Genomic DNA, 22,277 nt, shown 5'->3' with positions numbered 1-22,277 from the left:
CCGATTAGACCGGTCGTCTATAGGTCAAGCAAAAAAAGGGGCATTGGACGTCAATGCGTCGGCTGCACAGGCAGGCCCAGCAGGCGCTGCGTCGCGGCAAGAGCGGCTGCAAGTGGCATGCGGTCGCGGGTGATCTTGGCGCGCAGACTGGCGCCGAGCCATAACTGGTAAAGCGTCGTCGCCAATGCGGGCGCGTCTTCATGGACCGGCAACGAGCCGTCTCCGAAGCCATCGTCGATGGCCTGCGCCAGGCGCGCGATGATCTTGTCGGTGCCTTGCTCGAGCACGCCACGCATGGCCTCGGAAAGGTCACTGACCTCGGCGGCCAGTTTCACCGCAAGACACTTGCCCTTCGGGTCGCAGTGGGTCTGTGTTTCCAGCCAGTTCTGCCAGTAGTTCATCAAGCGCTCGGCGGCAGAAAGCCCCGGCCGTGTCAGCACGCGTTCCAGGTCGGCCAGGTAGCCATCGAAATAGCCCTGTAGCAGCGACTCGCCGAACGCTTCCTTGGACGGAAAGTAGTGATAGAACGAGCCCTTGGGTACGTTGGACGCATGCAGGATCTCGCTCAAACCCACAGCCGTGAACCCGCGTCCCGAAATCAGGACCTGGGCCGTGTCCAGGATGTGCTGGCGGATATCTGTGGCAGCGGCTGCGCTCATGGCAGGCAAGTGTAAGAAAAAATAGACCGGTCGTCTAGATATTGGTTTGAGTGGCCGACACGTACCAACCAGGGATGTCGAAGTACGTCTTCGAGATCCCTCGCGGCAAGCGGCCTGTCTCGTCAGGCAGAAGGTTTTTCCACCCGTCCATCCGGATGCTGGGCGAAGCGTTCCGACGTGCCGTGCGTATGTGCATGCGACGGCCAGGGCCAGCCGCCGAACTCGGTGCGCCGGTAATCCTGCATCGCCTGCATCAGCTCCTGCTGCGAATTGGCCACGAACGGGCCGTGCGTCACGAGTGGCTCGCCGATCGGCTTGCCTTGCAGCAACAATACCTCGACCACGTCGGTGCCGTGGTTGAACAGCGGTGCGGTTGCATCGGCACGCACTTCCACCATCACGCTTTCGTTGAAAACGCGGCCGTCCACCGTCAGGGTCTTGCCCGTGGTCAGGTACAGCGCGCGACGTGCTTCACGGCTGGCCGCGGGCAGCACCAGGCTGGCGCCGGGTTCCAGGCGGATGATCCAGATGGCGAGATCCGCTTCCGGCTCGCTGGCCCACGAGGCCGGAGGCGGCATCAGTGCCTTGAACAACGGCTGGCCGCCGGCTGCCGCCGCATCGACCGGTGCATAGTCGCCGGCGATGACTTCCACCTCGCTGCGGCGACCCTGCGCATCGACCTGCACTGCATGCGGGATGTCATGCGCCCAGAACATGGTGAAGTCCGGCGCCGCCATCTTCCGCCTGGCGGGCAGGTTCAGCCAGATCTGGAACAGGTCGAGCGGGTTGTCCCTGCCCTCGTGCACCATCGGGAACATCTCGCCATGCTGCACGCCGCTGCCGGTGGTCAGCCATTGCACGTCACCTTCTCCGTAGCGCGCAGTGGCACCCAGCGAATCGGCATGATCGACCAGCCCCTTGCGGACGATGGTCACGGTCTCGAAACCACGGTGCGGGTGTGCGGGGAAACCCGGCACCTTGTCGCCGTGGTACATGCTGAAGCCGTCCTTGCCGCTGAAATCCATGCCGATGTCGCGCCCCTTGAGCAAGGACGGATCGGGGCCGAGCTGGCCGTTGCCACGCGGATAAAGGTCAAGGTGATAGGCCCCGAAGATGAAGGGGTCGATCCCGGGAAGGCGCCGATCCAGTGGCTGGGCGCTGATGATGATGTCGGTGGTGCCGGTCATGGCTGCTCCTGGTTCGCATTGGGTGAGGTAGGCGCCAGCAAGACGAATGCATGGCGCTGTGATGGATATATGGCTGGTGCACAAGGGCTGCCGTCTCGGCCCGTTTTTCAAGGGGCGGAACGCATGCGCGATCTTCGCGTGCGTGTGGCCGGACAAGACCAGCTCGATGCGCATGCGAGGCAGAGAGTCGAGACGGTGAGCTCGTGCCGGTCATGACCGGAAGTGCAAAGCTGCCTGATCTGATGCACGTCGCAACGGTGCATCGAAAGGAAGGCTCGCACCAAGCGTTCCGGGCTCGGGATGCAGGCATGCATGTCGTTCGAGCGCGTTGTCCGATCTGCATGCGGTCAATCGGTGGATCCCGCCCGTTCTGCACTGGCATGGCACTTTTGCCTGGCGTTTCGGTTTCCCACTGGGCGGCAGTGCGGATCTTGCATCGCATGCCTGCTCGCATGGTTATCTGAACAGGCTCTCCGACGTACATGCTGCGGCCGCACACAGAGAAACGTTAATCGTCGCTTTTGATTTCGTAATTGTGCGGTTTAAGCGCAACACGACAGCATCCGCACATACCAGCAATTGCCGGGGCCGTGGGGGACCTGGACGCTTGTGCTGGTCAGGGGTGAGGCCGACGGGGAATCGAACAAGTCGGCCATGTCAATTTTTGAGGGAGGGCTCACTATGCATGGCAAGTTTACGTCTGACGCAGGACGTCGCCGTTCGATGACCGGATTACCGCTGGGGCGGTTGTCCGTGGCAATTACCTTGGGGTTGTTCTTCTGCGGATCGCTGGATCTGCATGCGCAGCCTTTTGCCGGCGCTGTCCAGGGTCAGTCCCAGACGCAGGCCGGATCGACATCATCCGCGAAATCGGCGAAGCAGAAAGCCGCGACTCCCGACAGGAAGCAGACCAAGAACCTCTCTGCCGTCGTCGTGACCGGCATCCGGGCTGCAGTCGAGAAGGCGCAGGACATCAAGTTCTACGCTCCCACCTTCGTCGATGCACTGTCCGCGACGGATATCGGTGCCTTGCCGGACCGCAGCGTGACTGAAGCGCTGTCGCGTATTCCCGGTGTCACCATCGATCACTTCCTGTCACAGGGCGATCCGGAGCACTTCTCGGCCGAAGGCAGTGGCGTGCAGATCCGCGGCCTCACCCAGGTGCGTTCCGAGCTGAATGGCCGCGACACGTTTTCCGCCAACGGTGGACGCGCGCTCAGCTTCGAGGACGTGCCATCCGAGCTGATGTCCGGCATCGACGTCTACAAGAACCAGACCGCCGAGATGATCGAGGGTGGTCTGGGTGGCACCGTGGACCTGCGCACCTTCATGCCCTTCGACTTCAAGGGTCAGAAGATCGCCGCTTCGGTAAGCGAGAACTACGGCAACTTCATCAAGAAGTACAAGCCGTCCGCCTCGGTGCTCTACAGCAATCGCTGGAACACCAGTATTGGCGAGATGGGCCTGCTGGTCGATGTGGCCGACTCGCGCCTGGCCACGCGTACCGACGGCCTGTTCGTGCGTCCCTTCTTCAAGAACGCCGATGGCATATGGGTGCCGCGTGGTGCCGACTGGCGCACCCTGATCTACAACCGCAAGCGCGATGGTGCCTACGTCGCCTTCCAGTGGCGGCCCACGGACAATCTCGACTTCTTCGCCACGGCATTCCAGAGCCGATACCACGAGGTCTGGGACGAAGATGCGATCTTCGTGAGCAACGATCCGACCCAGGTGATGGTGGACTCCAGTCAGCCGAGCACGATCAACAACGGTGTGTTCCAGTCCGGTCGCCTGACGCAGAGTGGCGGCATGCCGATGGGTACCGATATCCGCGCATCGGACAGTCATTCCAGGACCACGGACTTCTCCACCGGTATGAAGTGGCAGCTGGACTCCAGCACCGAAATCAAGAGCACGCTGCACTTCGTCCAGGCCACGACCCATCGGCTCGATTCCACCGTATCCCTGGGCACCAACGTGCCCTATATCGATGTCTCGCTGAATGGCCATAACCCGCCGACCATCGGGGTCGATCCGAATTTCACCACGAACCCCGCCAATTACTACTGGGGGTTCACCATGGACCACCAGGACGAGAACTACGCGAAGGAACTGGCCTGGCGTGCCGACATCAAGTACAGCTTCCTGGACGGGTTCGTGCATTCGCTCAAGGGGGGCATACGGTTGACCAACCGCTATGCCCACAACATCGACACCGGCTACAACTGGCTGCCGGTGTTCCAGACCTGGATGCAGGGCTGGGCGCTGCCTAGTGGCGCCTTGCCCGGCCTGGATCTCAACAGCACGGTCAATTCCAGCCTGGTGCACCTGGACACGTTCAAGAACTTCTATCGTGGCGGTGCCGGCATACCGGGTGCGTTCTATGCACCGGTACTGTCGACCGCGCTGGGCTACCCGGGTAGCTACGCAGCCATCCACAACGCTGCCAACCCGTATTACTCCTGCTGCTACGCGGCAGCGTACACACCCACGCTGCTCGATGCCCAGCACACCAACCTGCAGCATGAGAAGACCTATGCGGCATACGCGATGCTCGACTTCGGGGTGGACGACATCAACCTGAGCGGCAACATCGGCGTGCGGGCGGTGCGGACCACCAATGCCGCCAACGGCTTCCTGGTGTACCCCAACCAGACCCTGGCGCCCTACCTGGGCAACGGCGAAACCACGCCGATCAATGCCCGCAACTCGTATACCAATGTCCTGCCGAGCTTCAACCTGCGTTGGGAGTTCGCTCCGAACCTGCTCACGCGCTTTGCGTTCTCCAAGGCGATTGCGCGGCCGGACTTCAGCCAGATGCAGGCCTACGAGATCCTCAATGCCGCCGTGGTGTCGGGCTATACCCCTCCGGCTGGCACCAGCACTCTGCCGATCGACAAGCTGACCTTGACGGGTACGTCGAACAGCAACCCGTACCTGACGCCGATGAAGGCCAACCAGTTCGACCTGTCGCTGGAGTGGTACTTCAACCAGCAGCGCGGCGGCATGGCCTGGATCGACGTGTTCCACAAGGGGCTGAGCAACTACTTCCGCAACGAGTCGCGATTCGTTTCGTACCAGGGACTCGACGGCAATACCTATCAGTACCTGATCACACGTCCGGTGAATGTCGGCAAGGCGACCATCGATGGTGCGGAAATCGGCTGGAATCAGTTCTTCGATTTCCTGCCGGTCAAGGGCTTCGGCATGTCGGCGAACTTCACCTACATCCGCAGCAGGACCCACGTGCCGAATGGCACCAATACGGTGCCGCTGGACACGGATGGCTCGGGTTACGGCAGCCTGCCGGCGGACGGCCTGTCGCGCGATTCCTACAATATCGCCGGTTACTACGAGCACGGTCCATGGCAGATCCGGCTGGCCTACAACTGGCGTAGCGAATACCTGCTGTCGATCGGTCCGAACGGCTACAACGGCACCGACAACAACATCCCGTGGAAGCTGCCGGTGTTCGCCGATGCCTACGGACAACTGGACGGTTCGATCTTCTACTCGCTCAATCGCCACCTGAAGATCGGCCTGCAGATGAACAACCTCAACAACGCCGTGCAGCGCACGATCATGGATCAGAACGCATCCGGCAACCACATCACGTCCTGGTACGTGAACGACACCCGTTATGCACTGACCTTGCGCGCGACCTTCTGACCGTGCGGTGCCGGAACCGTGGGGGTTCCGGCACGGGGCAGGGCATCCGGTTTCGGGTGTCCTGCCGGCATCATTGCGGAGGCATCGTGGCCCCTGCGGCGCCCCTTCGAAGGGGCGCCATCCGTTCACGCCGAGGTGGCGGAGCGACTGAGGCCGCCGAAGGTGGCACCGAGCACGGTGCCCCAGATCACGTGCAAGAAGCGTGTCAGCACCGGCGCTGCCGTCAACGAACAATGCGGCCGCGCCTTCGAACGCTTCGTACTTTTTACAGCAGGACTGCAGCGATGGGGCCCGTGCAGCGGCCTTGGCTCGCTCCTGGCAAGCAGCCTCAAGGTGAAGGGTTCTCTGAAATGACGATGGTTTCAGCAATTCGGTCGTGAACCGTCTGCGCATTCGGATGGATGAAGTACTGCAAGAAGCCGAAACCAAGTTCGAGGGCCGACGCGCCGTAGCCAAGCGCGCGTTCGATGCTTTGCCAGAGAGTGATGTGGTCATGCACGAGCGACACGACGCGAATTCTCAGAAGGCGCTTGCCGGGTGTCTGACCATGACCAAAGTAGGTAAGTGTGCCGAAATACAGCACGACGATCGCCAGCGCCCACCAGGTATCCAGACCGACCACCCGTACGCCGGTACCCGCAGCTTCCGCTGAATTCGAGTGACCCATTCGCCAAAGGCTGGTTACCGCGATCGCGACAAGATTGAAGATGATGAGATCTACCGCCATAGCTATCGCACGGCGCTGAAACGACGCAAGACGACGACCTTCGAGAGACGCCTGCCGAGGAGCACTGTGTGCCTTAAAACTCCTGGGTGCGAGCAATTGTCTTGACGTGGGCATGTTGAGCGACCTTGTATGGTGCAGCAACGAAGTTGGGTTGTGGCGAAGTTCCCTTGAATGGCGGAATGTACGACTGTCGCGATGAGCCTGGCAAAGGATCTGTTTGAACTGGTGCCTTCCGATGTCGATCAGGGTAACGGTCAGATCAATAGCCAAAGACGCTCCAGGATTGGCCTCATCGCTAATAGGGCGGGGTATCGGGGGCAGCCGCCGTGGTCGTTGATGCGTGTTGTCATCGCTTGAACCGGCGATCTGGCTCCCTTGGGAAAAGCCTCCAAGATGCGGGGGCAGTCCAGTTTGCCATCGCGCCTTCCGTCCATTTGTCGCTGGATGCGATAAGAAGTCTGCGTAGCCGAAAGCCCGAGTCACCTGATATTTGCTGTTAGATGCTTTTAGCGAAGGAATGGACGGTTTGTCGATCAACCCCGGCCTCGCTATAGTTCCGCCCCATATCCATTCACCTGAAGAGGAGTCCGTCCGATGCGCCAGTGATGCCGCCGTCTGTTCGACGGCCCGTTCGCCTCCATCCATCGCGGTGGAACGCTATCCGGCATCCCTGGAGAATCCCATGACGGAATTCCGCCTGTTCTTGCAGGACGTGACGTTCGCCTGGCCCGACGGCCGGCAGCTTTTTTCCAACCTTGATCTTGAACTCGGCCACGAGCCGACCGGTCTGGTCGGTCGTAACGGCGTGGGCAAGAGCGTGCTCGCGCGCCTGCTTGCTGGTCAGCTTGCCCCGTCCAGTGGGAGCTGCCGGCGCAACGGGAGGATTGTCTACGTGGCACAGCAGATCGCTTGCCCGACCGGCGCCACGGTGGCGTCCGTCGCGGGAGTGGATCAGGTGCTCGATGCCCTTGGCCGAATCGAGGCGGGGGGCATCCTCGCCGAAGATTTCGAGCTCGTGGCTGACCGCTGGGACATTCGTCTGCGCCTGGCGGGTTGGCTCGAGGCCATGAGCCTGGGCCATCTGCGATTGGACCAGCCTGCCTCCGAGCTCAGCGGGGGAGAGTTGACGCGGGTTGCCCTGGCGGGTGCCTGGCTGACCGATCCCGACATGCTCGTGCTTGACGAGCCAACGAATCATATGGATCGCCTGCAACGCCAGGCGCTGTTTGATCGCCTGCACGCGTGGCCGAATGGTCTACTTTTGGTGAGCCATGATCGCGAGTTGCTGCAGGTTGCGCAGCGCATCGTCGAGCTCTCGCCATCGGGTCTGCGTGACTATGGCGGAGGCTACGACTTCTATCTGCAACTGAGGGCAGAAGAACAAAGTCGAGCCCGCGCTGAGCTGGAACACGGCAAGGCTGAGCTCCGCCGCGGGGAAGCGGAGCGAATCAAGGCCCAGGAAAACATGAGCCGGCGTCGTTCACGTGGTGACCGCGCCGGACGTGAAGCCAATCAGGCCGCGATTCTTCTCGGGCGGCGGAAGGACCAGGGGCAGACGACCGCGGCCAAGCTGCAGAAAGGCCAGGATGATCTCCGAGATGAACGCGAGCGGCGAGTTCAAGAGGCGTCCCGGAAGATCCGGGACGATGACGGCGTCGCCCTGTTTGCCCCGATCGCCGCGCCGGCTGCGCAGCGCAAGGCTGCGACCTTGGAAGATCTCCTTTTGCCCTTTGGCATGGGAGCCGTGCATCCGCTCGACCTGATCGTCGGAGGGAGCCAGCGGATCGGTGTGACGGGTCCCAATGGCAGCGGAAAATCCACCTTGCTCAGGGTGCTCACTGGCAAGCTACCGCCAAGGGCGGGCAGTTGCCGCGTTCACGTGCCCGCGGCGTACATCGACCAACAACTGGACCTGCTTGATCCCTCGCAGTCGGTGCTCCATCAGCTCTTGGCGGAGAGCATCTCGGCGACACAAGCTGACCTCCGAACCCGGCTCGCTTTGCTCGGGCTGGCGGGCGATCTGGCCGTCAAGCCCACGGCTGAACTTAGTGGTGGTGAACGTTTAAAGGCAGCGCTTGCTTTTGCCTTATACCGCGATCAACCCGCAGAACTGTTGTTGCTGGACGAGCCGACGAACCACCTCGACCTGCAATCGCTCGATGCCCTGGAGAAGATGCTGCTGGGATTTCGAGGCGCGTTGATTGTTGTGTCCCACGATTCTGTATTCCTCGACAAGGTAGCACTCGACTATCGTCTGGATATCTCAGAGCGTGGCTTTAGCCTGACTGAGTGGGAGTAAGGTCGCTTCAGCTTTGACGCGACTCTGCGTGCCCTGAGCTGGCGCTTCATGCAGGGTCTGTCGTGACACACGCCAAACAAGCCCGAGTGGAACTTGTTTGGCGTGTTGCTTCGATCACGGTGAGTTGCTGTCAGTCACCGATGATGGCCTGGGCTTCAGGTAGGCCTCCATCCAGGCCAAAGACGGGTTCTACCCTGTCACCATAGACACTTCAAAGATGCCTTGGACGAAAGATGCCTTGGACGCTCCACGGAGCGGTGGGCGTCGTCAGGTTTTGCTCATGAAATGGCGTCTGCAAAGGGCGATTACACGGTGTTATCGGAGTGGGGCAACCGATCACGGGGCTCTCCGTCTGACCACGATGCCGTAATGAACGCCGCGGCCTGGGCCAGGGCGACGCTTGCGGTGTCCAACACGCCCACATCACGCTGGAACACGTGGTACATGCCATCGAAGATGTCCAAACGTACCGCGTGCCCCTTGGCGGCTGCGCCATCGGCATAGCGCAAAGAATCATCCAGGAGTAGTTCGTCGGAGCCTACTTGGATGTAGAGCGGTGGCAGCTGGCTGGGAATGCCGAACAGCGGTGATGCTCGGGGATCGAGCGCATTGGCACCGTCCAGGTAGGAACTAGCCAGCCCCTTCAGAACAGCCGGCACAAACACCGGGTCGTGAGTGCCCGGATCGATGAACGAGGCGCCAGAGTTACTGAGATCCGTCCACGGCGAGTACACCACCACGGATGTGAGGGCTGCGCCTGACACAGGCTGTTGATCGATCGTGGCCAGCACCAGCCCGCCGCCTGCCGAATCTCCCATCGCTACGTATTCGGCTGCGTCCTGGTCGACGAACCAGCTCAATGCCCGCCGCACGTCGTCGTATGCCGCGGGAAAGCGATGTTCAGGTGCGAGGGCGTAGTCGACACAGAACACTGCGCACCGTGTCTTTACGGCGATGTGACTGACAAAGTTCAGATATGAGCGGGCGTCACCCAAGTGATAGCCGCCGCCGTGGACATAGAAGATGGTTTTTCTAGGCAGAGGATTTTCCGGGCGCACCCACCAGCCGCGGACCTCTGGAGTATGGACCGGCTCGATAGAGACACCGTCCGCCAACGGAGCCTGGGCAGACATCGCGGCGTACATCAAGCGTCGATTCGCTGGATACAGTGCGTCTAGTAGTGCATTGCGCTGGAAGATGCGCGCCTGCTGGTCGCTCTCGCCATCCCGGAGGGCATGGCGATGCAATTCGAGTGTGCTCATGCGCATGGAATCGATCCTCATCATAGGGCTTTATCGGCGCGGTTTCGTCGGTGGCACTCAGTGCGTTGCAAGCCGCTCGTTGAAGGTTCGGAAGAACGTGGAGTAATCGCCGCGTTCGGCATGACGCAGCGGTAGGACGCGCTCAACAAGTACTTCCTCGACATCCGGAGCAGTGTCGAGAATGGACATGGTTTCCTCGATGAAATCGGCAAGCGGCATGGCCAGCGGATCGTTGGCCTGCTCGGCACTCATCAGCTCGGTCTGCACATACGGTGGAACCAGTTCGTGGACCTGCACCTTACTGTGACGCAGCTGGAACCGAAGCGATTGCGAATAGGAATGGATCGCTGCCTTCGTGGCGTTGTAGGTCGGCGTGTCTGCACGCGGCACGAAGGCTAGGCCGGAGGAGACGTTGAGGATTGCAGCGCGAGGCTGCGCGCGCAGATGCGGCAAGAGCGCCGCGTTCAGGCGCATGGGGCCGAGCAGATTGGTTGCCACCGTGGTCTCGGCGTCAGTCTGGTCGACGGTATCGGCGAGCAGGTTCTCGGCACGCATGATGCCGGCATTGTTGATGACGACGTTCAGGCGGGGGAAGTCCATCACGACGCGGCGCGCAAAGACGGCGACGGCATCTGCTTGGCTAATGTCCAGAGACATCGCATGCATGTCCGGTTTGCCTGCGACCACCGCCTGCAGAAGGTCTAGCCGACGTCCGGTGACGATGACGGTATTGCCGCGGGCCTGAAAGGCATCGGCGAGTGCGCGGCCAATGCCCGAGCCGCCGCCCGTGATGAGAATGGTGTTGTCGGTGGGGTTCATCGGGTACTCCTGCATTGTGGGGATTGCGAGATGCGGAGTAAAAGGTAGGAACGGCACGATCCAACGTAAAGTAGGCACCTGAAAGTGCTATACAAACCTCTTGGAAACTATTGGATAGTTCAAAATCTTATGGGCATTGATGACAGCTCCAATCCGCAGCGAAGCCGTCGCGGTCCCATATCGGCGACCGATGCCAGGGCTATCGATCCTGGTATCAACACGTTGGTGCACGAGATCATCGGACGCGTGGCCGACAAGTGGACGATGCTGACCCTTGAGGTGCTCGAAGAGCACGGTCGAGTGCGCTTTACCCAGGTGGGGACCCTGGTCGGCGACATCAGCCAAAAGATGCTCACCAAGACGCTACGTCAGATGGAGCGCGACGGCCTGGTGACACGCACTGTATATCCGGTGATTCCACCGCGGGTCGAGTACGAGTTGACTGCTCTTGGCAGAAGTCTTAGCGCTGCCTTCTGCGACGTCTGGCACTGGGCTGAGCGGCACCAAGAGGAGGTCGAGCGCTGCCGTCGTTCGTTCGAAGCGCGAAGCGATTCTTAGCGCGTTATGGCCTCGTATGGTAGTCGGCGGAGGTGATTAGGGCTGGTTATCGGGGGTAGGGAATAAGCACTTGGACGTGCCTGGATCGCGATCTCCTGCTGTCGCCAGCCATTTCAGGTGGCCCGTTCCTCTTCACCAGCCGATGCCGTGAGCCGAAAAATACCGAATGGACGGTGCTCATCGACCCAGACGTCGGCGACGGTCCAGCCTGATTCGACGGCCAGGTTCGAGAACGATTCGACGGTGAATTTGTGCGAATTCTCGGTATGAATGGACTCGCCCTTGCGCATGAAAAAGGCGTGGCCGGCGACGGAAAATGTCTGATCATGAAGACTGACGAGGTGCATCTCGATACGGCTCATGGCTTCGTTCCAGATGGCGCGGTGTTCGAAGGCATCGAGATCGATACCGCCATCGAGTTCGAGGTTCATGCGGACCAGCAGATTCTTGTTGAACCTGGCGGTGATGCCTTGCGCGTCGTTATACGCAGCAATCAGCGTCTTGCGGTCTTTGAGAAGATCCACGCCGATGATCAGTTCCGACGACCTTCCAAGATCCCAGAGCATGAGCTGAAGTAGCAAGATAGCCTGCGGACGATCGAAATTTCCGATGGTGGAGCCCGGGAAAAAGCCGACCCGATGCTTCCGCTTCAGGTCGTCCGGTAGATGGATGCCGGTGGTGAAGTCGGCGACGAGTGGATCGATACGCAATGCCGGATAGCGTGTCTTCAGACGACGCCTGGCCTGGCACAGGGCATCGGGACTTATGTCAATGGGAACATAGGTGCTGATGTGCGTCGTTGCGTCGAGAAGGGCACGGGTTTTTTCGCTCGCACCACTGCCCAGCTCGACTAGAACGGTATCTTCCGGCAATGCCTTAGTGAGCGTGTGGGCGATATTGCCCAGCAGCTTCAGTTCCGTGCGTGTCGGGTAGTACTCCGGGGTTTCGCAGATCTGCTCGAACAGAGCTGAACCCATTGCATCGTAGAAGTATTTGGGCGACAGGGTTTTCTGCGGCTTGCCGAAGCCCGTGATGACATCCCGTGCGAACTCCGACTTCTGGTTTTCTCTTGTCTCGACCGGCCCGACATCACGTGCGAGACGGACACCAGAGAACATCCAGCGCTGGTCAGGACGATAGAAATTCCGGTAGGTGGGACGACTGTGCTGTGCCGGCGTGATCTCCGCACCGCCACGCAGCACCATCTGTCCCGACATGAATTTGCCGTTGTATTCGCCGATGGCTCCGTCGGGGGCTGCATAGCCCGGGTAGGGCAGGTAAGCACTCCGGGTCCATTGCCATGTCGAATCATGGAGCTGCCTGATCGGGGCGTTGATGGCCGCATGCTCCCACTCCTGTTCGCTCGGGAGCCGGACACCTTTCCAACGGGCGTAGGCATCAGCCTCGTAATAGCTGACATGGACAACGGGGGCATGCGGATCCACGGGCAGCAGGCCCGCCAAGGTCATCTGCAGCCAGCCGTCATCGCCCATTTCCCAGTACATCGGTGCACACCACGCTTGTGACCGGGCTGCGTCCCAGCCATCAGCGAGCCAGAATTCCGGTCGCTCATAACCACCCGATTCGATGAACCGCATCCATTCGGCATTGGTGACCAGCCGCTCGCCGATTTCATAGCTGTCGAGCCAGACCCTGTGCAGGGGGCGTTCGTTGTCGAAAGCAAACGAGTCGCCGGAAGCTCCTATCTGGACCAGCCCGCCGTCGATAGGCAGGAAGTCGTAGCTTGCCGGTTGTGGATACGATGGCATAGACAGCGATTCATCGTAGGCCGGCTTCAGGGGTGACGAAGAAAACAGATGCTTTATGTCCATCAGCAGGAGCTCCTGGTGTTGCTCTTCGTGTGCGATGCCCAGCTCGAAAAGTGGCTTGAGCCCCGGCAGGTCCGCATGCAAAAGCCAGTCACGCATCTGGTGGTCCACATAGCGCCGGTAGGCAAGTACGTCCTCGCTGTTGGGTCGGGTCAGAAGCCCGCGGCTGGGCCTTGGGTGCCTCGGCCCCACGCCGTTGTAATACGAGTTGAACAGGTAACCGTACGCGGTCTCGAACACCACATAACCGGGCTTGTGTGGCGCCAGAAGGAAGGTTTCCCAGAACCATGTGGTGTGGGCCAGATGCCATTTGGCCGGGCTGGCATCGGGCATCGACTGCACCACCATGTCCTCCACGCCCAGCGGTGCGACCAGCGCTTCAGTGTGCATGCGGGTGGTCAGGAGGCGCTTGAGAATGCTGGTTCCTGCCGGCGTGTCTGGACTCGCTCCCACCACTGAAAGCGGGCTTTCGCTTGTCCTGTTATGTGATACCCGCGAACGGGCAAGCGGCGTGGACATGGCGTTATCCTTCTTCGTGGTGGACCCGACGGCAGCGTGAGCGTTGTCCATGACGTGTCCGTGTCATCGGAACCTGGTTCAACGCCGGCATCTAATCGGCAACGACCGCATCGATCGGTGCATGGACCGGGAAGTCTATGTAGTGGCGTTCGTCGCCGCCCCAGAATGCTTCACGCTGATACGGCGCGAGAGGCAGGTCGTGTTCGAGGCGATAGGGAAGGTCGGGATTCGATGAAAACAGCCGGCCGAACGCGACCAAGTCGGCGTCGCCCCGCTGTAGGATGGCCTCCGCGCCTGTCCGGTCGAAACCGCCGGCCGCGATGATCGGCCCCCTGAATATTGTGCGCAGGAACCCTGACGCGACGGGTGATTGTCCCTCTTGCAGGGTTTCCGTTCCTTTCACCCTCGGCTCGATCACATGAAGGTAGGCAAGACCGTAATCGTTTAGCCGTTCGGCGAAGTAGCCGAAGGTGGCCTCCGGATCGCTGTCGGAAATGCTGCCCCACTGGCCACTGGGTGACACGCGTACACCGACTTGATGCGGTTCCCATACCGAGGCAAAAGCCTCGATCAGTTCCAGTGAGAAACGTGCACGTCGCTCGATGGTCCCGCCGTAGGCGTCCGTGCGCTTATTGGTGCCGTCCTGCAGGAATGTATCGGCCAGGTAGCCATTCGCGTTGTGCAGTTCGACTCCGTCGAACCCGGCATCGCGCGCGCGACGGGCCGCATCTTTGAAGGAGCGTACCAACAGGGGAATCTCGGTGATGTCGAGTTCGCGATGCGGCGAGTTGGGTACCCAGCCGGCCCTGGTGAATACCTGGGTATCGAAAGGCACCACCGATGGCGCGACCGGGGCGTTGCCCCAGCTAAGGTCTGAATGCGATTGGCGTCCGTCGTGAGCGATCTGCATGAAGATGCGCGCACCTTTGGCGTGCACCGCGTCGGTCACTCTCCGCCATGCTGCAACGTGCTGCTGCGTGTAGATGCCGGGGGCGCCGACATAACCGCGGCTATCATAGGAAGGATGCGCGCTCTCGGTAATCAGTAGCCCGCATCGGGAAGCACGCTGCGCGTAATAGGTCCTCATCATGGTGCTCGGGCTGTCGTCGTCGTCTGACCGCAGACGGGTCATGGGCGCATGGACGACACGGTGCACGAGTTCGTAGGGACCCAGCTTGAATGGGGAAAAGAGTTTCATCGTTTCCTGGGGGCAATGCGTTTCACGGAAAGGGTCGTGGCTGACGCGTGTCAGCCACGACCGTTCAAACAGGAGCGGTCAAAGTTTCGAACCGCCATCGACGCTGAGCACGTCGCCGGTGACCCAGCGTGCGCTGTCCGATGCAAGAAATACCGCAGCCCCGGCGATGTCCTCGGGCTGGGCCACGCGCTTGAGCGCCTGCATGCCGAGCGTGAAGTCACGACCGGCATCGGTCTTGGCGAAGTTGGACATGTCCGTTTCGACCACGCCCGGAGCGATGGCATTGACGCGAATACCGCGCCCCCCCAGCAGCGATGCAAACTGCTTCACCAGGGTCGAGATGGCCCCCTTGGTGGCGGCGTATGCGGAGATATTTCCCACGGCCGCCCGGGCCGCCAGCGAAGAGGTAAAGATGATGCTGCTTCCCTGGGTCAGCGCAGGCAGCAGCTGCTGGACGAGGAAGTACGGCGCACGGACATTCACCGCAAACAGTTTGTCGAAGTCCTCGGTCGTCATCTCCTCGATCGGAGCGGCCTTGGAAACACCCGCGTTGGCGACGAGAATGTCCAGCCGGTCGCCGACGATCTGGCGGACTTGCCGGGCCAGCTCATGCGCACCGTTCGGCACACTGAGGTCGGCACCGACCTTTTCAGCCCGGCCGCCTGCAGACCGGATGCCGTTGACGACTTCGTCAGCTTCTTTTTGTGCACTGCCGTAGTGCACGAGTACCTGCGCGCCCTGCTTGGCGAGTGCGAAGGCGATGGCACGGCCGATGCCGCGGGAGGCGCCGGTCACAAGCGCGGTCTTGCCAGTTAGCGTAGTCATGGTTGCGATTCCTTGAAGTGAGAAGATGAGGGCAGTGATCAGTCGAGTACGTCGATGCTGTCGACACGGTCGGGGTAGAACGCGATGTGATCCTTGATGATCGCGACAGCATCAAATGGTGATTCGTAGGTCCAGGCGGCATCAGTGGAGCGTTCGCCACCGGAGGGCATGCTGTAGTACGCGCATTCGCCCTTGTACGGACAGTAGGTCGCGTGTTCGCTTCGCTGCAGGAGCGTCATGTCGACGTCCTTGCGCGGGATGTAGTGGACCGGTGCGTAGCTGGCTTCGCTCAGCGTGAGTGCATCGCGTGTGTCGGCGATGATCTTGCCGGCGAGCTTCACCAGCACCCGCCTGGGCTGTCTCACGATCGAGATGGGATGGTCCGGTCCGGGAACTTTGACCGACCTGGTGGATGAGGGTGTCTGGGTCATGGTGTTCTCCTGGGGAAAGCATGGCCGACCGCGGCATGCAGGCCTTGTATAAAAAAAGCATTGCAGGCCGGTCGTGTCATCAGCTATCGAGGAACGTCGAGGTGTTCCGTACGAAGCGCTGGGGATACTGGTACTGGGAGCCGTGATTGGCGTCGGGATAGAGGATCAGCTGCGCGTTGGGAATGTGCTTCTGCAGGATCAGCGAGTTGACGGTGTAGATGATGACGTCGTTGTCGCCATTGACGACCAGGGTGGGCTGCTTCAGTTCACGCAGGTAGTCGTAGGGGTTCTCGCGCGGGGCACCCCACTTGCCCAAGGCTTCGAGCTGGGCCGGCGCCACCTTGTCGTTGGCCTCCGGGTCACGGTCGGCCTGGCGCTGGCGGAAGCGTTCCAGGAACGCATGCCCCGCTGCCTGGCTGGCAGGCGAGTCGGTGAAGAAGACTTTCAGCCAGAGATGGTCAGCCGGTTCATAGCTGGCGCCGAAAATGCGCTGGGCCTCGGGGGTGAGCGTGGCCATGCCTTCGCCGCTGCGCGGTCCGGTGCCCACCAGGACTAGCTTGCGGACCAGAACAGGTTCGGCAATCGCCAGGGTCTGCGCGACCAGTCCGCCGAGGGAGAAACCCAGGGCATCGACCTGGCCCAGACCCAGGGCGCGGATGAACGCGGCCGAGTCGGCGGCCATGCCCTCGATGGTCGTGGGCACCTCACCGGAGCTGCCGCCGATGCCGGCATTGTCGAAGAGGATGACTTCGCGATCCTGGGCAAAGCCATCAGTGATAGCGGGGTCCCAATGGTCGAGGGTGCCGGTGAAGTGCATATGCAGGACCAGAGGAATGGTCCCGGGCTTGCCGAAGCGGCGGTAGGCGAAGCGGATGCCGTTGGCTTCGACGTACTGCGTCGGGGCCGTCTGGTGGGTGTGCTGTGTCATGGCGAAACTCCAGAGGATCAAGTTCACGGGGAGGGCAGGGAGTGCATGCTTTGAAAGTATTCAGTGCATGACTTCCTGGTGATGAGTCTTTATCTGGAGCGCAATTTATGGCCGTTGATGGAGAATGGAAAAGACTTTATAAATAGGCTGCCATGCTTTTGAGGCATGCTTGGAGAGAGGTATGGAGCTTCGCCATTTGCGCTACTTCATTGCCGTCGTGGAAACCGGCAGCCTGACGGTTGCCGCCGAACGCCGCCTGCATACCTCGCAGCCTTCATTGAGCCGACAGATCAAGGACCTCGAGGATCAGGTGGGTACCGAGCTGCTGATCCGCAGCGCACGCGGCGTCACCCTGACGGACGCAGGCAAGGTGTTCTTCGATCACGCGCGACTCGCACTCAACCAGGTCGAGGCGGGTGTCGAGGCTGCACGCAAGGCATCGCAACCGAGCAAGCAGCGTTTCGCCATGGGCTTCCTGACCGGTCAGGAAATGACCTGGCTTCCCCATGCCATGCATATCCTCCGGGCCGAGTTGCCCAATCTGGACGTGACCGTGTCCAGCGACTACTCACCGGATCTCGCCGAAGCGGTCGCCCGCGGCAAACTCGATGTGGCCTTCATGCGGGCCGAGCCCGATTACGATCTGGCCTATAACCAGGTTTCAAGCGAGCCACTGGTCGTGCTCATGCCCAGTGACCACCCACTGGCTGCGCACGAGAAGGTTCGTCCGAGGGAGCTGGCCGGCGAACCCTTTATCGGCATGGGCAACCGGGCCACGGTGCTGCGCTCGGTGATCGACGATTACCTTCGGCGCGTCAAGGTCGAGCTGGCACCGGAGCAGGTGGTGGACAACCCGGCCATGGTGATGTCTCTGGTGGCGTCGACGCGTGGCGTCACGTTGATCCCTGCGTATGCGCAGAACCTGATGCCATGGTCGGTGACGAGCCGGCCGCTGGCAGGCGATGCACCGAACATCGCACTTGTCGTCGGCCACAAGCGCTCGAACCACTCGCCCGTACTAAAGATGTTCCTGTCGCATCTGGACGAGCTGATGGAACGTGTGCGTCATGCACCGTGATGCATGACGCGCCAGGGATCAGTCCCCGATGGACTGGTGCAGGGCATCGCGCCCGTCCTTCAGGATCTCGTCCGCCAGGGCCGGATCGACATCCAGGACAGCACGCGACAGCACCATCGCTCCGACCATCTGGCTGAACAGCGCGATGGCCTTTTTTCGCTTCGCACGCGCACTGCTTCTGGCAACAATCCTGGCGAGTTGCTCGAAGTTGTTTTCGAGGCCCTTCGCGTAGGCTTTCTGCGCTTGGGCGTCGAGTCGTCGTACATCGCCGGCGAACACTGCCAGCGGGCATCCCAACGCAATATCGGCACGATGGCCGCTCGATAGATACCAGTCCACCTGGCGTTCCATCGGTTCGGCGGCCTGCGCCTTCGAGTTTTCGATCGCGGCGCCGAGCTCGCTGCAACCACGCTCGGTGGCTTGCTCGATCACTGCCGCAACCAGGTCCGCCTTGGACTTGAAATGGTTGTAGAAGCCGCCCTGGGTAAAGCCGGCGGCCTTGGTCAGTTCGGTAAGCCCCACGGCGTCGACCCCGCGCTCACGGAACAGTGCTTCGGCCGCCGTGACGATGGCACGCCTGTTTTCAATGGCTTGTTGTTTGGATACGCCCATGGAACCGGCCTCTGTGCTGGAACGACTCGATGCCACTATAAACAATGGTGATCACCATTGACAATCAGAACTTCAGGTGCGATGCTGAACTTACGATGGTGATCACCATTGTCTAGTGAATCCAGCCAGACGCCTTGCGCCTGACGTAACCAGACGAGGAGAAGGGCGATGCGCAGTGTACGAATCGAGGCATGGGGCGGACCCGAAGTTCTTCAATTGCGCGACATGCCGAAAGAGGTACCGGGCCCGGGCGAAATACGCCTGCGCGTGCGGGCCATCGGTATCAACCGCACCGAGATCACGTTGCGTTCGGGGCGCAGCCCGAACAAACCGACGCTGCCCACGAAAATCGGTTTCGAAGCCGCCGGCGAAGTGGATGCATTGGGACCGGGCGTCGATGGCCTGACCATTGGCGATCGGGTTGCGGTGCTGCCGACCTACGGTGCCGCTGACTATGGGTTCTATGGCGACTATGCGCTGGCGCCGCAGCGTTCGGTGGTCGCTATTCCCGGTAGCGTCGAATTCACTACCGCTGCCGCCATGTGGGTGCCATTCGGTACGGCCTGGGCCGGTTTGATCCAGCACGGCCGGATCGCAAGTGGTCAGCAGGTGTTGATCACCGCCGCCTCGAGCAGCGTCGGCCTGGCCGCGATCCAGATCGCCAGACACGAGGGCGCACGGGTGATCGCGGTGACCCGGTCGCCCGGCAAAGCACGGGCCCTGCGCGAGCACGGTGCCAATGAGGTGGTTGTGCTGGAACAGCAACGCCTCGATAAGACCGTGTCGGAACTTACCGGCGGTGCGGGTGTGGATCTGGTGTTTGATCCCGTAGGCGGTGCGGATTTTTCCGCACTGACTGAACTCACCGCGGCCGGCGGCACGCTGGTTCTGTACGGTGCGCTCGGCCAAGGCCCCGCGACGCTGTCGCCATTCGCGGTACTGGGGCGCGCTTTGACCATAAGGGGGCTGTCGCTCACCCGCATGACCCGCAACGACCAACAGCGTGCCGAACTGATTCGCTACGTCACGGATGGATTCGCGCGCGGATTGTTCAAGACCACGATCGCAAAAACCTTCAAGTTCGACGACATAGCCGCAGCCCATCGCTATGTGGAAGCCGGCGGGCAGGTCGGAAAGGTCGTCGTCACTGTCTGATCTATCTGGCCTGGAGCCGAGGTTTACCGCTATGAACATTCATGTAGATACACCGTTGCTGACACCCGTACAAATGGGTGCATTGTCGCTGCCTAATCGCATCGTGATGGCTCCGCTGACGCGCATGCGTGCCGACAATCCGGACCATGCTCCGACTGAACTGCATGCCCGTTATTACGCGCAGCGCGCGTCGGCCGGGCTGATCATCGGTGAATGCACCGCGATCAGTCCGGAGGGATTCGGCTGGGCCGACACGCCGGGGCTATGGAGTGACGAGCAGGTGCGAGGCTGGCGCTTGGTGACCGATGCGGTCCACGCGGCTGGCGGACGCATCATCGCCCAGTTGTGGCACACCGGCGCCATGTCGCACCCCGATTTCTTCGATGGCGCCTTGCCTGTCTCTGCATCCAACGTGGATCTCGAGCAGATCAGCGTGACACCCAGTGGACGCGTACCGACGGTGGCACCGCGACCCATGAGCGTGCATGAAATCCACGACACCGTGCGTGCTTATGGCCGTGCCGCGAAAAACGCCATGGAGGCGGGCTTCGACGGGGTGCAGCTGCAAGCCAACTATCTCTATCTGATCGCACAGTTTCTCAGCAGCGGAACCAACAAACGCACGGATGCATACGGCGGTTCCATCGAAAACCGCTCGCGGTTCCTGTTCGAGGCACTGGACAGCATTCTCGATGAAGTCGCGGAGGACCAGGTGGGGATCAAATTCGGCCCGATGCATCTGGCCGGTCCCCTTGCAGCGACCGAGGAAACGCTGCCCACGGCCGAATACGTGATCAGAGGCCTCAACGACTACAGCTTGTCGCACCTGCTGCTGATGGGCACCAACACCGATGTCGATGGAAGTCCCATCGAGCATCTCGCCGGCGACAACATGTTTCGTCATTTCCGCCGGCTCTACCAGGGCCTGCTTGTCGCCAATGTCGACATGGATGCGCAGCGGGCAAATCGCCTGATCGCCGGCGACCTGGTCGACCTGGTCGCCTTCGGCCGGCCGTACATCGCCAATCCCGATCTGGCCGAACGCCTCGCCCTGGGCGCGCCACTCAACGAGATCGACTGGCCCACCGTGTACGCATCGGGCGCCAGGGGCTATGTCGATTACGCCCCGCTCGCGCCTGCCGGGATTTGACCCTTCACGACAACGAGGTTGATTTCATGACTACCACGACTCCCGAACAAAACAAGGCTCTGGTCCTCGAGGCCTTCGACACGCTGTTCAACCAGCGTGATTACACGAAGGCTGCCCGGTACTGGTCCGACACATACATCCAGCACAGCGCGCATATAGCGCCCGGACGCGAAGGTCTGTTCGAGCTTATCCGCAGCGTGCCTGCCACCTTGCGCTACGAGCACGGACTGATCCTTGCGGAAGGTGATTACGTCATCGTGCATGGCCGCTTTTCCGGCAACGGCCGGCCCGCGGCCTGGATCGCGGCCGATGTCGTGCGTATCGAGAACGGCCGGCTTGCCGAACACTGGGATGTTCTTCAGGACGAGGCCACTCAATCCGAATCCGCCAGCGGACTGCCAATGTTCGGCGACCGCTTCCCTGCATGAAAAAGGAGTATTCACCATGAAACTGACAGGCAATACGATCTTCATCACCGGCGGCGGTTCGGGCATCGGGCGCGCCATCGCCGAGGCATTTCATCGACGCGGCAACAAGGTCATCATCGCCGGTCGCCGGCGTGCGCAACTGGAGGCGGTGGCTGCGGCAAATCCGGGCATCGACACGGTCGAGCTGGATGTCTCCGATCCGGCCAGCATCACGTCGGTCGCGCAGAAGCTCGTTGCGGACTATCCAAAGCTCAACGTGTTGTTCAACAATGCCGGCGTGATGATTCCGGACAACGCCGCCGGTGTCATCGACGACACAGTCATGCAGACCCATATCGACACCAATCTGCTGGGTTCGATCCGCATGACCTCGGCCTTGATCGAGCACCTCAAGCAGCAGTCGTCGGCGACGGTTCTCTACAACACCTCGTCGCTGGCCTTCACGCCGCTGGCGCCTTTCGCGGTGTATTCGGCCACCAAGGCTGCGCTGCATTCCTACGTGATGTCGCAGCGATTCATGCTGCGTCAGACCTCGGTGCGTGTGCAGGAAATCGCGCCGCCCTGGGTGGGTACGGGGCTGGTCGGCGATGCGAATGACGAACGCGCCATGCCGCTGGACCGTTTTGTCGAGGGCACCATGGCTGCACTGGAAAGCGATGCCGAGGAAGTGCTGGTCGAAGAAGCACGCATCTATCGCAACAATCCGGGGCCCAAAGAACATGCCTTCGTGACTGAGCTGAATACGGCCATGACCGAGGCCCTGGCGTCGGTCGGCTGAGCTCGAGCCGACGACTGGCCGGAGACCTGCAACGATAGCTCCACAGCGCACTGCCTCGAATGCAGGGCTTCGGCATCACCACTACAACCGCAAAGCATGGCCACGCTGGATCTGGCCATGCTTTGCGGGCATCCCACCCTGCCAACAAAGTCTTTCACCCCGAGTG

Annotated in this window: 19 protein-coding genes and 1 pseudogene; 8 read left to right on the top strand and 12 right to left on the bottom strand. The window is 61.2% G+C overall.

Annotated elements, in window-relative coordinates; translation table 11 throughout:
• Window positions 1-50: 50 nt before the first annotated feature.
• Together RA164_RS08330 and RA164_RS08325 are read right to left on the bottom strand one after the other, a co-directional pair.
• A complete protein-coding gene (locus RA164_RS08330; RefSeq protein WP_329740408.1) occupies window positions 51-659 on the bottom strand; it encodes a TetR/AcrR family transcriptional regulator in 609 nt (202 codons plus the stop codon).
• A 122-nt stretch (window positions 660-781) separates the two neighbouring features.
• On the bottom strand, window positions 782-1,846 hold the full coding sequence (locus tag RA164_RS08325) for a pirin family protein (RefSeq protein WP_329740407.1): 1,065 nt from the start codon (window positions 1,844-1,846) through the stop codon (window positions 782-784).
• A gap of 753 nt (window positions 1,847-2,599) precedes the next feature.
• Here RA164_RS08325 and RA164_RS08320 point away from each other — a divergent pair.
• Window positions 2,600-5,515: a TonB-dependent receptor gene (locus RA164_RS08320; RefSeq protein WP_329740406.1), complete on the top strand. Its 2,916-nt coding sequence runs from the start codon at window positions 2,600-2,602 to the stop codon at window positions 5,513-5,515.
• Between the two features lie 328 nt (window positions 5,516-5,843).
• On the opposite strand, the gene RA164_RS08315 is transcribed toward RA164_RS08320, so the two are convergent.
• Complete coding sequence (locus RA164_RS08315; protein WP_329740405.1) at window positions 5,844-6,512, bottom strand: RDD family protein; 669 nt, start codon at window positions 6,510-6,512, stop codon at window positions 5,844-5,846.
• A 412-nt stretch (window positions 6,513-6,924) separates the two neighbouring features.
• Here RA164_RS08315 and RA164_RS08310 point away from each other — a divergent pair, with 412 nt between their 5' ends.
• Window positions 6,925-8,541 (top strand): ABC-F family ATP-binding cassette domain-containing protein, encoded by a 1,617-nt coding sequence (locus RA164_RS08310; protein WP_329740404.1) that lies wholly within the window; start codon window positions 6,925-6,927, stop codon window positions 8,539-8,541.
• A 305-nt stretch (window positions 8,542-8,846) separates the two neighbouring features.
• Here RA164_RS08310 and RA164_RS08305 read toward each other — a convergent pair whose 3' ends face one another.
• Window positions 8,847-9,803 (bottom strand): alpha/beta hydrolase, encoded by a 957-nt coding sequence (locus RA164_RS08305; RefSeq protein ID WP_329740403.1) that lies wholly within the window; start codon window positions 9,801-9,803, stop codon window positions 8,847-8,849.
• 57 nt (window positions 9,804-9,860) lie between these two features.
• Window positions 9,861-10,622, bottom strand: a complete 762-nt coding sequence (locus RA164_RS08300) for an SDR family oxidoreductase (protein WP_329740402.1) — start codon at window positions 10,620-10,622, stop codon at window positions 9,861-9,863.
• Between the two features lie 129 nt (window positions 10,623-10,751).
• Here RA164_RS08300 and RA164_RS08295 point away from each other — a divergent pair, with 129 nt between their 5' ends.
• Window positions 10,752-11,180 (top strand): winged helix-turn-helix transcriptional regulator, encoded by a 429-nt coding sequence (locus RA164_RS08295; RefSeq protein ID WP_329740401.1) that lies wholly within the window; start codon window positions 10,752-10,754, stop codon window positions 11,178-11,180.
• Window positions 11,181-11,293: 113 nt separating this feature from the next.
• On the opposite strand, the gene egtD is transcribed toward RA164_RS08295, so the two are convergent.
• The 6 genes and pseudogenes from egtD to RA164_RS08265 all read right to left on the bottom strand — a co-directional run bounded on the left by egtD (window position 11,294) and on the right by RA164_RS08265 (window position 16,910).
• Entirely contained in the window at window positions 11,294-12,184 is an 891-nt protein-coding gene (egtD, locus tag RA164_RS08290; protein WP_412731096.1) for an L-histidine N(alpha)-methyltransferase, read from the bottom strand.
• Window positions 12,185-12,265: 81 nt separating this feature from the next.
• A pseudogene (gene egtB, locus RA164_RS08285) lies at window positions 12,266-13,399 on the bottom strand (ergothioneine biosynthesis protein EgtB); the annotation flags it as partial.
• Window positions 13,400-13,619: 220 nt separating this feature from the next.
• Entirely contained in the window at window positions 13,620-14,726 is a 1,107-nt protein-coding gene (locus RA164_RS08280) for an alkene reductase (RefSeq protein ID WP_329740400.1), read from the bottom strand.
• Between the two features lie 78 nt (window positions 14,727-14,804).
• Window positions 14,805-15,551 carry an SDR family NAD(P)-dependent oxidoreductase gene (locus RA164_RS08275; RefSeq protein ID WP_329740399.1) on the bottom strand — a complete coding sequence of 249 codons (747 nt, stop codon included), beginning with the start codon at window positions 15,549-15,551 and terminating at the stop codon, window positions 14,805-14,807.
• Between the two features lie 38 nt (window positions 15,552-15,589).
• Window positions 15,590-15,982, bottom strand: coding sequence for a DUF427 domain-containing protein (locus RA164_RS08270; protein ID WP_329740398.1), 393 nt, complete (start codon window positions 15,980-15,982; stop codon window positions 15,590-15,592).
• A gap of 79 nt (window positions 15,983-16,061) precedes the next feature.
• Complete coding sequence (locus RA164_RS08265; protein WP_329740397.1) at window positions 16,062-16,910, bottom strand: alpha/beta fold hydrolase; 849 nt, start codon at window positions 16,908-16,910, stop codon at window positions 16,062-16,064.
• Window positions 16,911-17,091: 181 nt separating this feature from the next.
• On the opposite strand from RA164_RS08265, the gene RA164_RS08260 reads away from it, so the two are divergent.
• A complete protein-coding gene (locus tag RA164_RS08260; protein ID WP_329740396.1) occupies window positions 17,092-17,988 on the top strand; it encodes a LysR family transcriptional regulator in 897 nt (298 codons plus the stop codon).
• Window positions 17,989-18,006: 18 nt separating this feature from the next.
• Here RA164_RS08260 and RA164_RS08255 read toward each other — a convergent pair whose 3' ends face one another.
• Window positions 18,007-18,600: a TetR/AcrR family transcriptional regulator gene (locus RA164_RS08255; RefSeq protein ID WP_329740395.1), complete on the bottom strand. Its 594-nt coding sequence runs from the start codon at window positions 18,598-18,600 to the stop codon at window positions 18,007-18,009.
• Between the two features lie 225 nt (window positions 18,601-18,825).
• On the opposite strand from RA164_RS08255, the gene RA164_RS08250 reads away from it, so the two are divergent.
• Genes RA164_RS08250 through RA164_RS08235 form a run of 4 tightly spaced genes read left to right on the top strand, consistent with a single transcriptional unit; the run spans window position 18,826 to window position 22,111 of the window.
• Window positions 18,826-19,755 carry a zinc-dependent alcohol dehydrogenase family protein gene (locus RA164_RS08250; RefSeq protein ID WP_329743514.1) on the top strand — a complete coding sequence of 310 codons (930 nt, stop codon included), beginning with the start codon at window positions 18,826-18,828 and terminating at the stop codon, window positions 19,753-19,755.
• Window positions 19,709-20,905, top strand: coding sequence for an alkene reductase (locus tag RA164_RS08245; RefSeq protein WP_329740394.1), 1,197 nt, complete (start codon window positions 19,709-19,711; stop codon window positions 20,903-20,905). Before RA164_RS08250 ends, RA164_RS08245 begins: the two co-directional genes overlap by 47 nt.
• Window positions 20,902-21,333 (top strand): nuclear transport factor 2 family protein, encoded by a 432-nt coding sequence (locus RA164_RS08240; protein ID WP_329740393.1) that lies wholly within the window; start codon window positions 20,902-20,904, stop codon window positions 21,331-21,333. The genes RA164_RS08245 and RA164_RS08240 overlap by 4 nt, the downstream gene beginning before the upstream one ends.
• A 16-nt stretch (window positions 21,334-21,349) precedes the next feature.
• The gene (locus tag RA164_RS08235) at window positions 21,350-22,111 is read left to right on the top strand and encodes an SDR family oxidoreductase (protein WP_329740392.1); all 762 of its coding nucleotides are present in this window, start codon (window positions 21,350-21,352) and stop codon (window positions 22,109-22,111) included.
• The last annotated feature ends 166 nt before the right edge of the window (window positions 22,112-22,277 follow it).

It is taken from the genome of Dyella sp. A6, assembly GCF_036320485.1.
In the GTDB taxonomy this organism is placed as follows: Bacteria; Pseudomonadota; Gammaproteobacteria; order Xanthomonadales; family Rhodanobacteraceae; genus Rhodanobacter_A; species Rhodanobacter_A aluminiiresistens.
This window is presented reverse-complemented; position numbering and strand designations above follow the sequence as displayed.

Bases quoted from the DNA above. Each gene is read 5' to 3' on its own strand.
- RA164_RS08255 (WP_329740395.1), bottom strand. From the start codon at position 18,600: ATGGGCGTATCCAAACAACAAGCCATTGAAAACAGGCGTGCCATCGTC.
- RA164_RS08330 (WP_329740408.1), bottom strand. From the start codon at position 659: ATGAGCGCAGCCGCTGCCACAGATATCCGCCAGCACATCCTGGACACG.
- RA164_RS08245 (WP_329740394.1), top strand. From the start codon at position 19,709: ATGTGGAAGCCGGCGGGCAGGTCGGAAAGGTCGTCGTCACTGTCTGAT.
- RA164_RS08295 (WP_329740401.1), top strand. From the start codon at position 10,752: ATGGGCATTGATGACAGCTCCAATCCGCAGCGAAGCCGTCGCGGTCCC.
- RA164_RS08310 (WP_329740404.1), top strand. From the start codon at position 6,925: ATGACGGAATTCCGCCTGTTCTTGCAGGACGTGACGTTCGCCTGGCCC.
- RA164_RS08250 (WP_329743514.1), top strand. From the start codon at position 18,826: ATGCCGAAAGAGGTACCGGGCCCGGGCGAAATACGCCTGCGCGTGCGG.
- RA164_RS08300 (WP_329740402.1), bottom strand. From the start codon at position 10,622: ATGAACCCCACCGACAACACCATTCTCATCACGGGCGGCGGCTCGGGC.
- RA164_RS08280 (WP_329740400.1), bottom strand. From the start codon at position 14,726: ATGAAACTCTTTTCCCCATTCAAGCTGGGTCCCTACGAACTCGTGCAC.
- RA164_RS08325 (WP_329740407.1), bottom strand. From the start codon at position 1,846: ATGACCGGCACCACCGACATCATCATCAGCGCCCAGCCACTGGATCGG.
- RA164_RS08235 (WP_329740392.1), top strand. From the start codon at position 21,350: ATGAAACTGACAGGCAATACGATCTTCATCACCGGCGGCGGTTCGGGC.
- RA164_RS08265 (WP_329740397.1), bottom strand. From the start codon at position 16,910: ATGACACAGCACACCCACCAGACGGCCCCGACGCAGTACGTCGAAGCC.
- RA164_RS08260 (WP_329740396.1), top strand. From the start codon at position 17,092: ATGGAGCTTCGCCATTTGCGCTACTTCATTGCCGTCGTGGAAACCGGC.
- RA164_RS08305 (WP_329740403.1), bottom strand. From the start codon at position 9,803: ATGAGCACACTCGAATTGCATCGCCATGCCCTCCGGGATGGCGAGAGC.
- RA164_RS08270 (WP_329740398.1), bottom strand. From the start codon at position 15,982: ATGACCCAGACACCCTCATCCACCAGGTCGGTCAAAGTTCCCGGACCG.
- RA164_RS08275 (WP_329740399.1), bottom strand. From the start codon at position 15,551: ATGACTACGCTAACTGGCAAGACCGCGCTTGTGACCGGCGCCTCCCGC.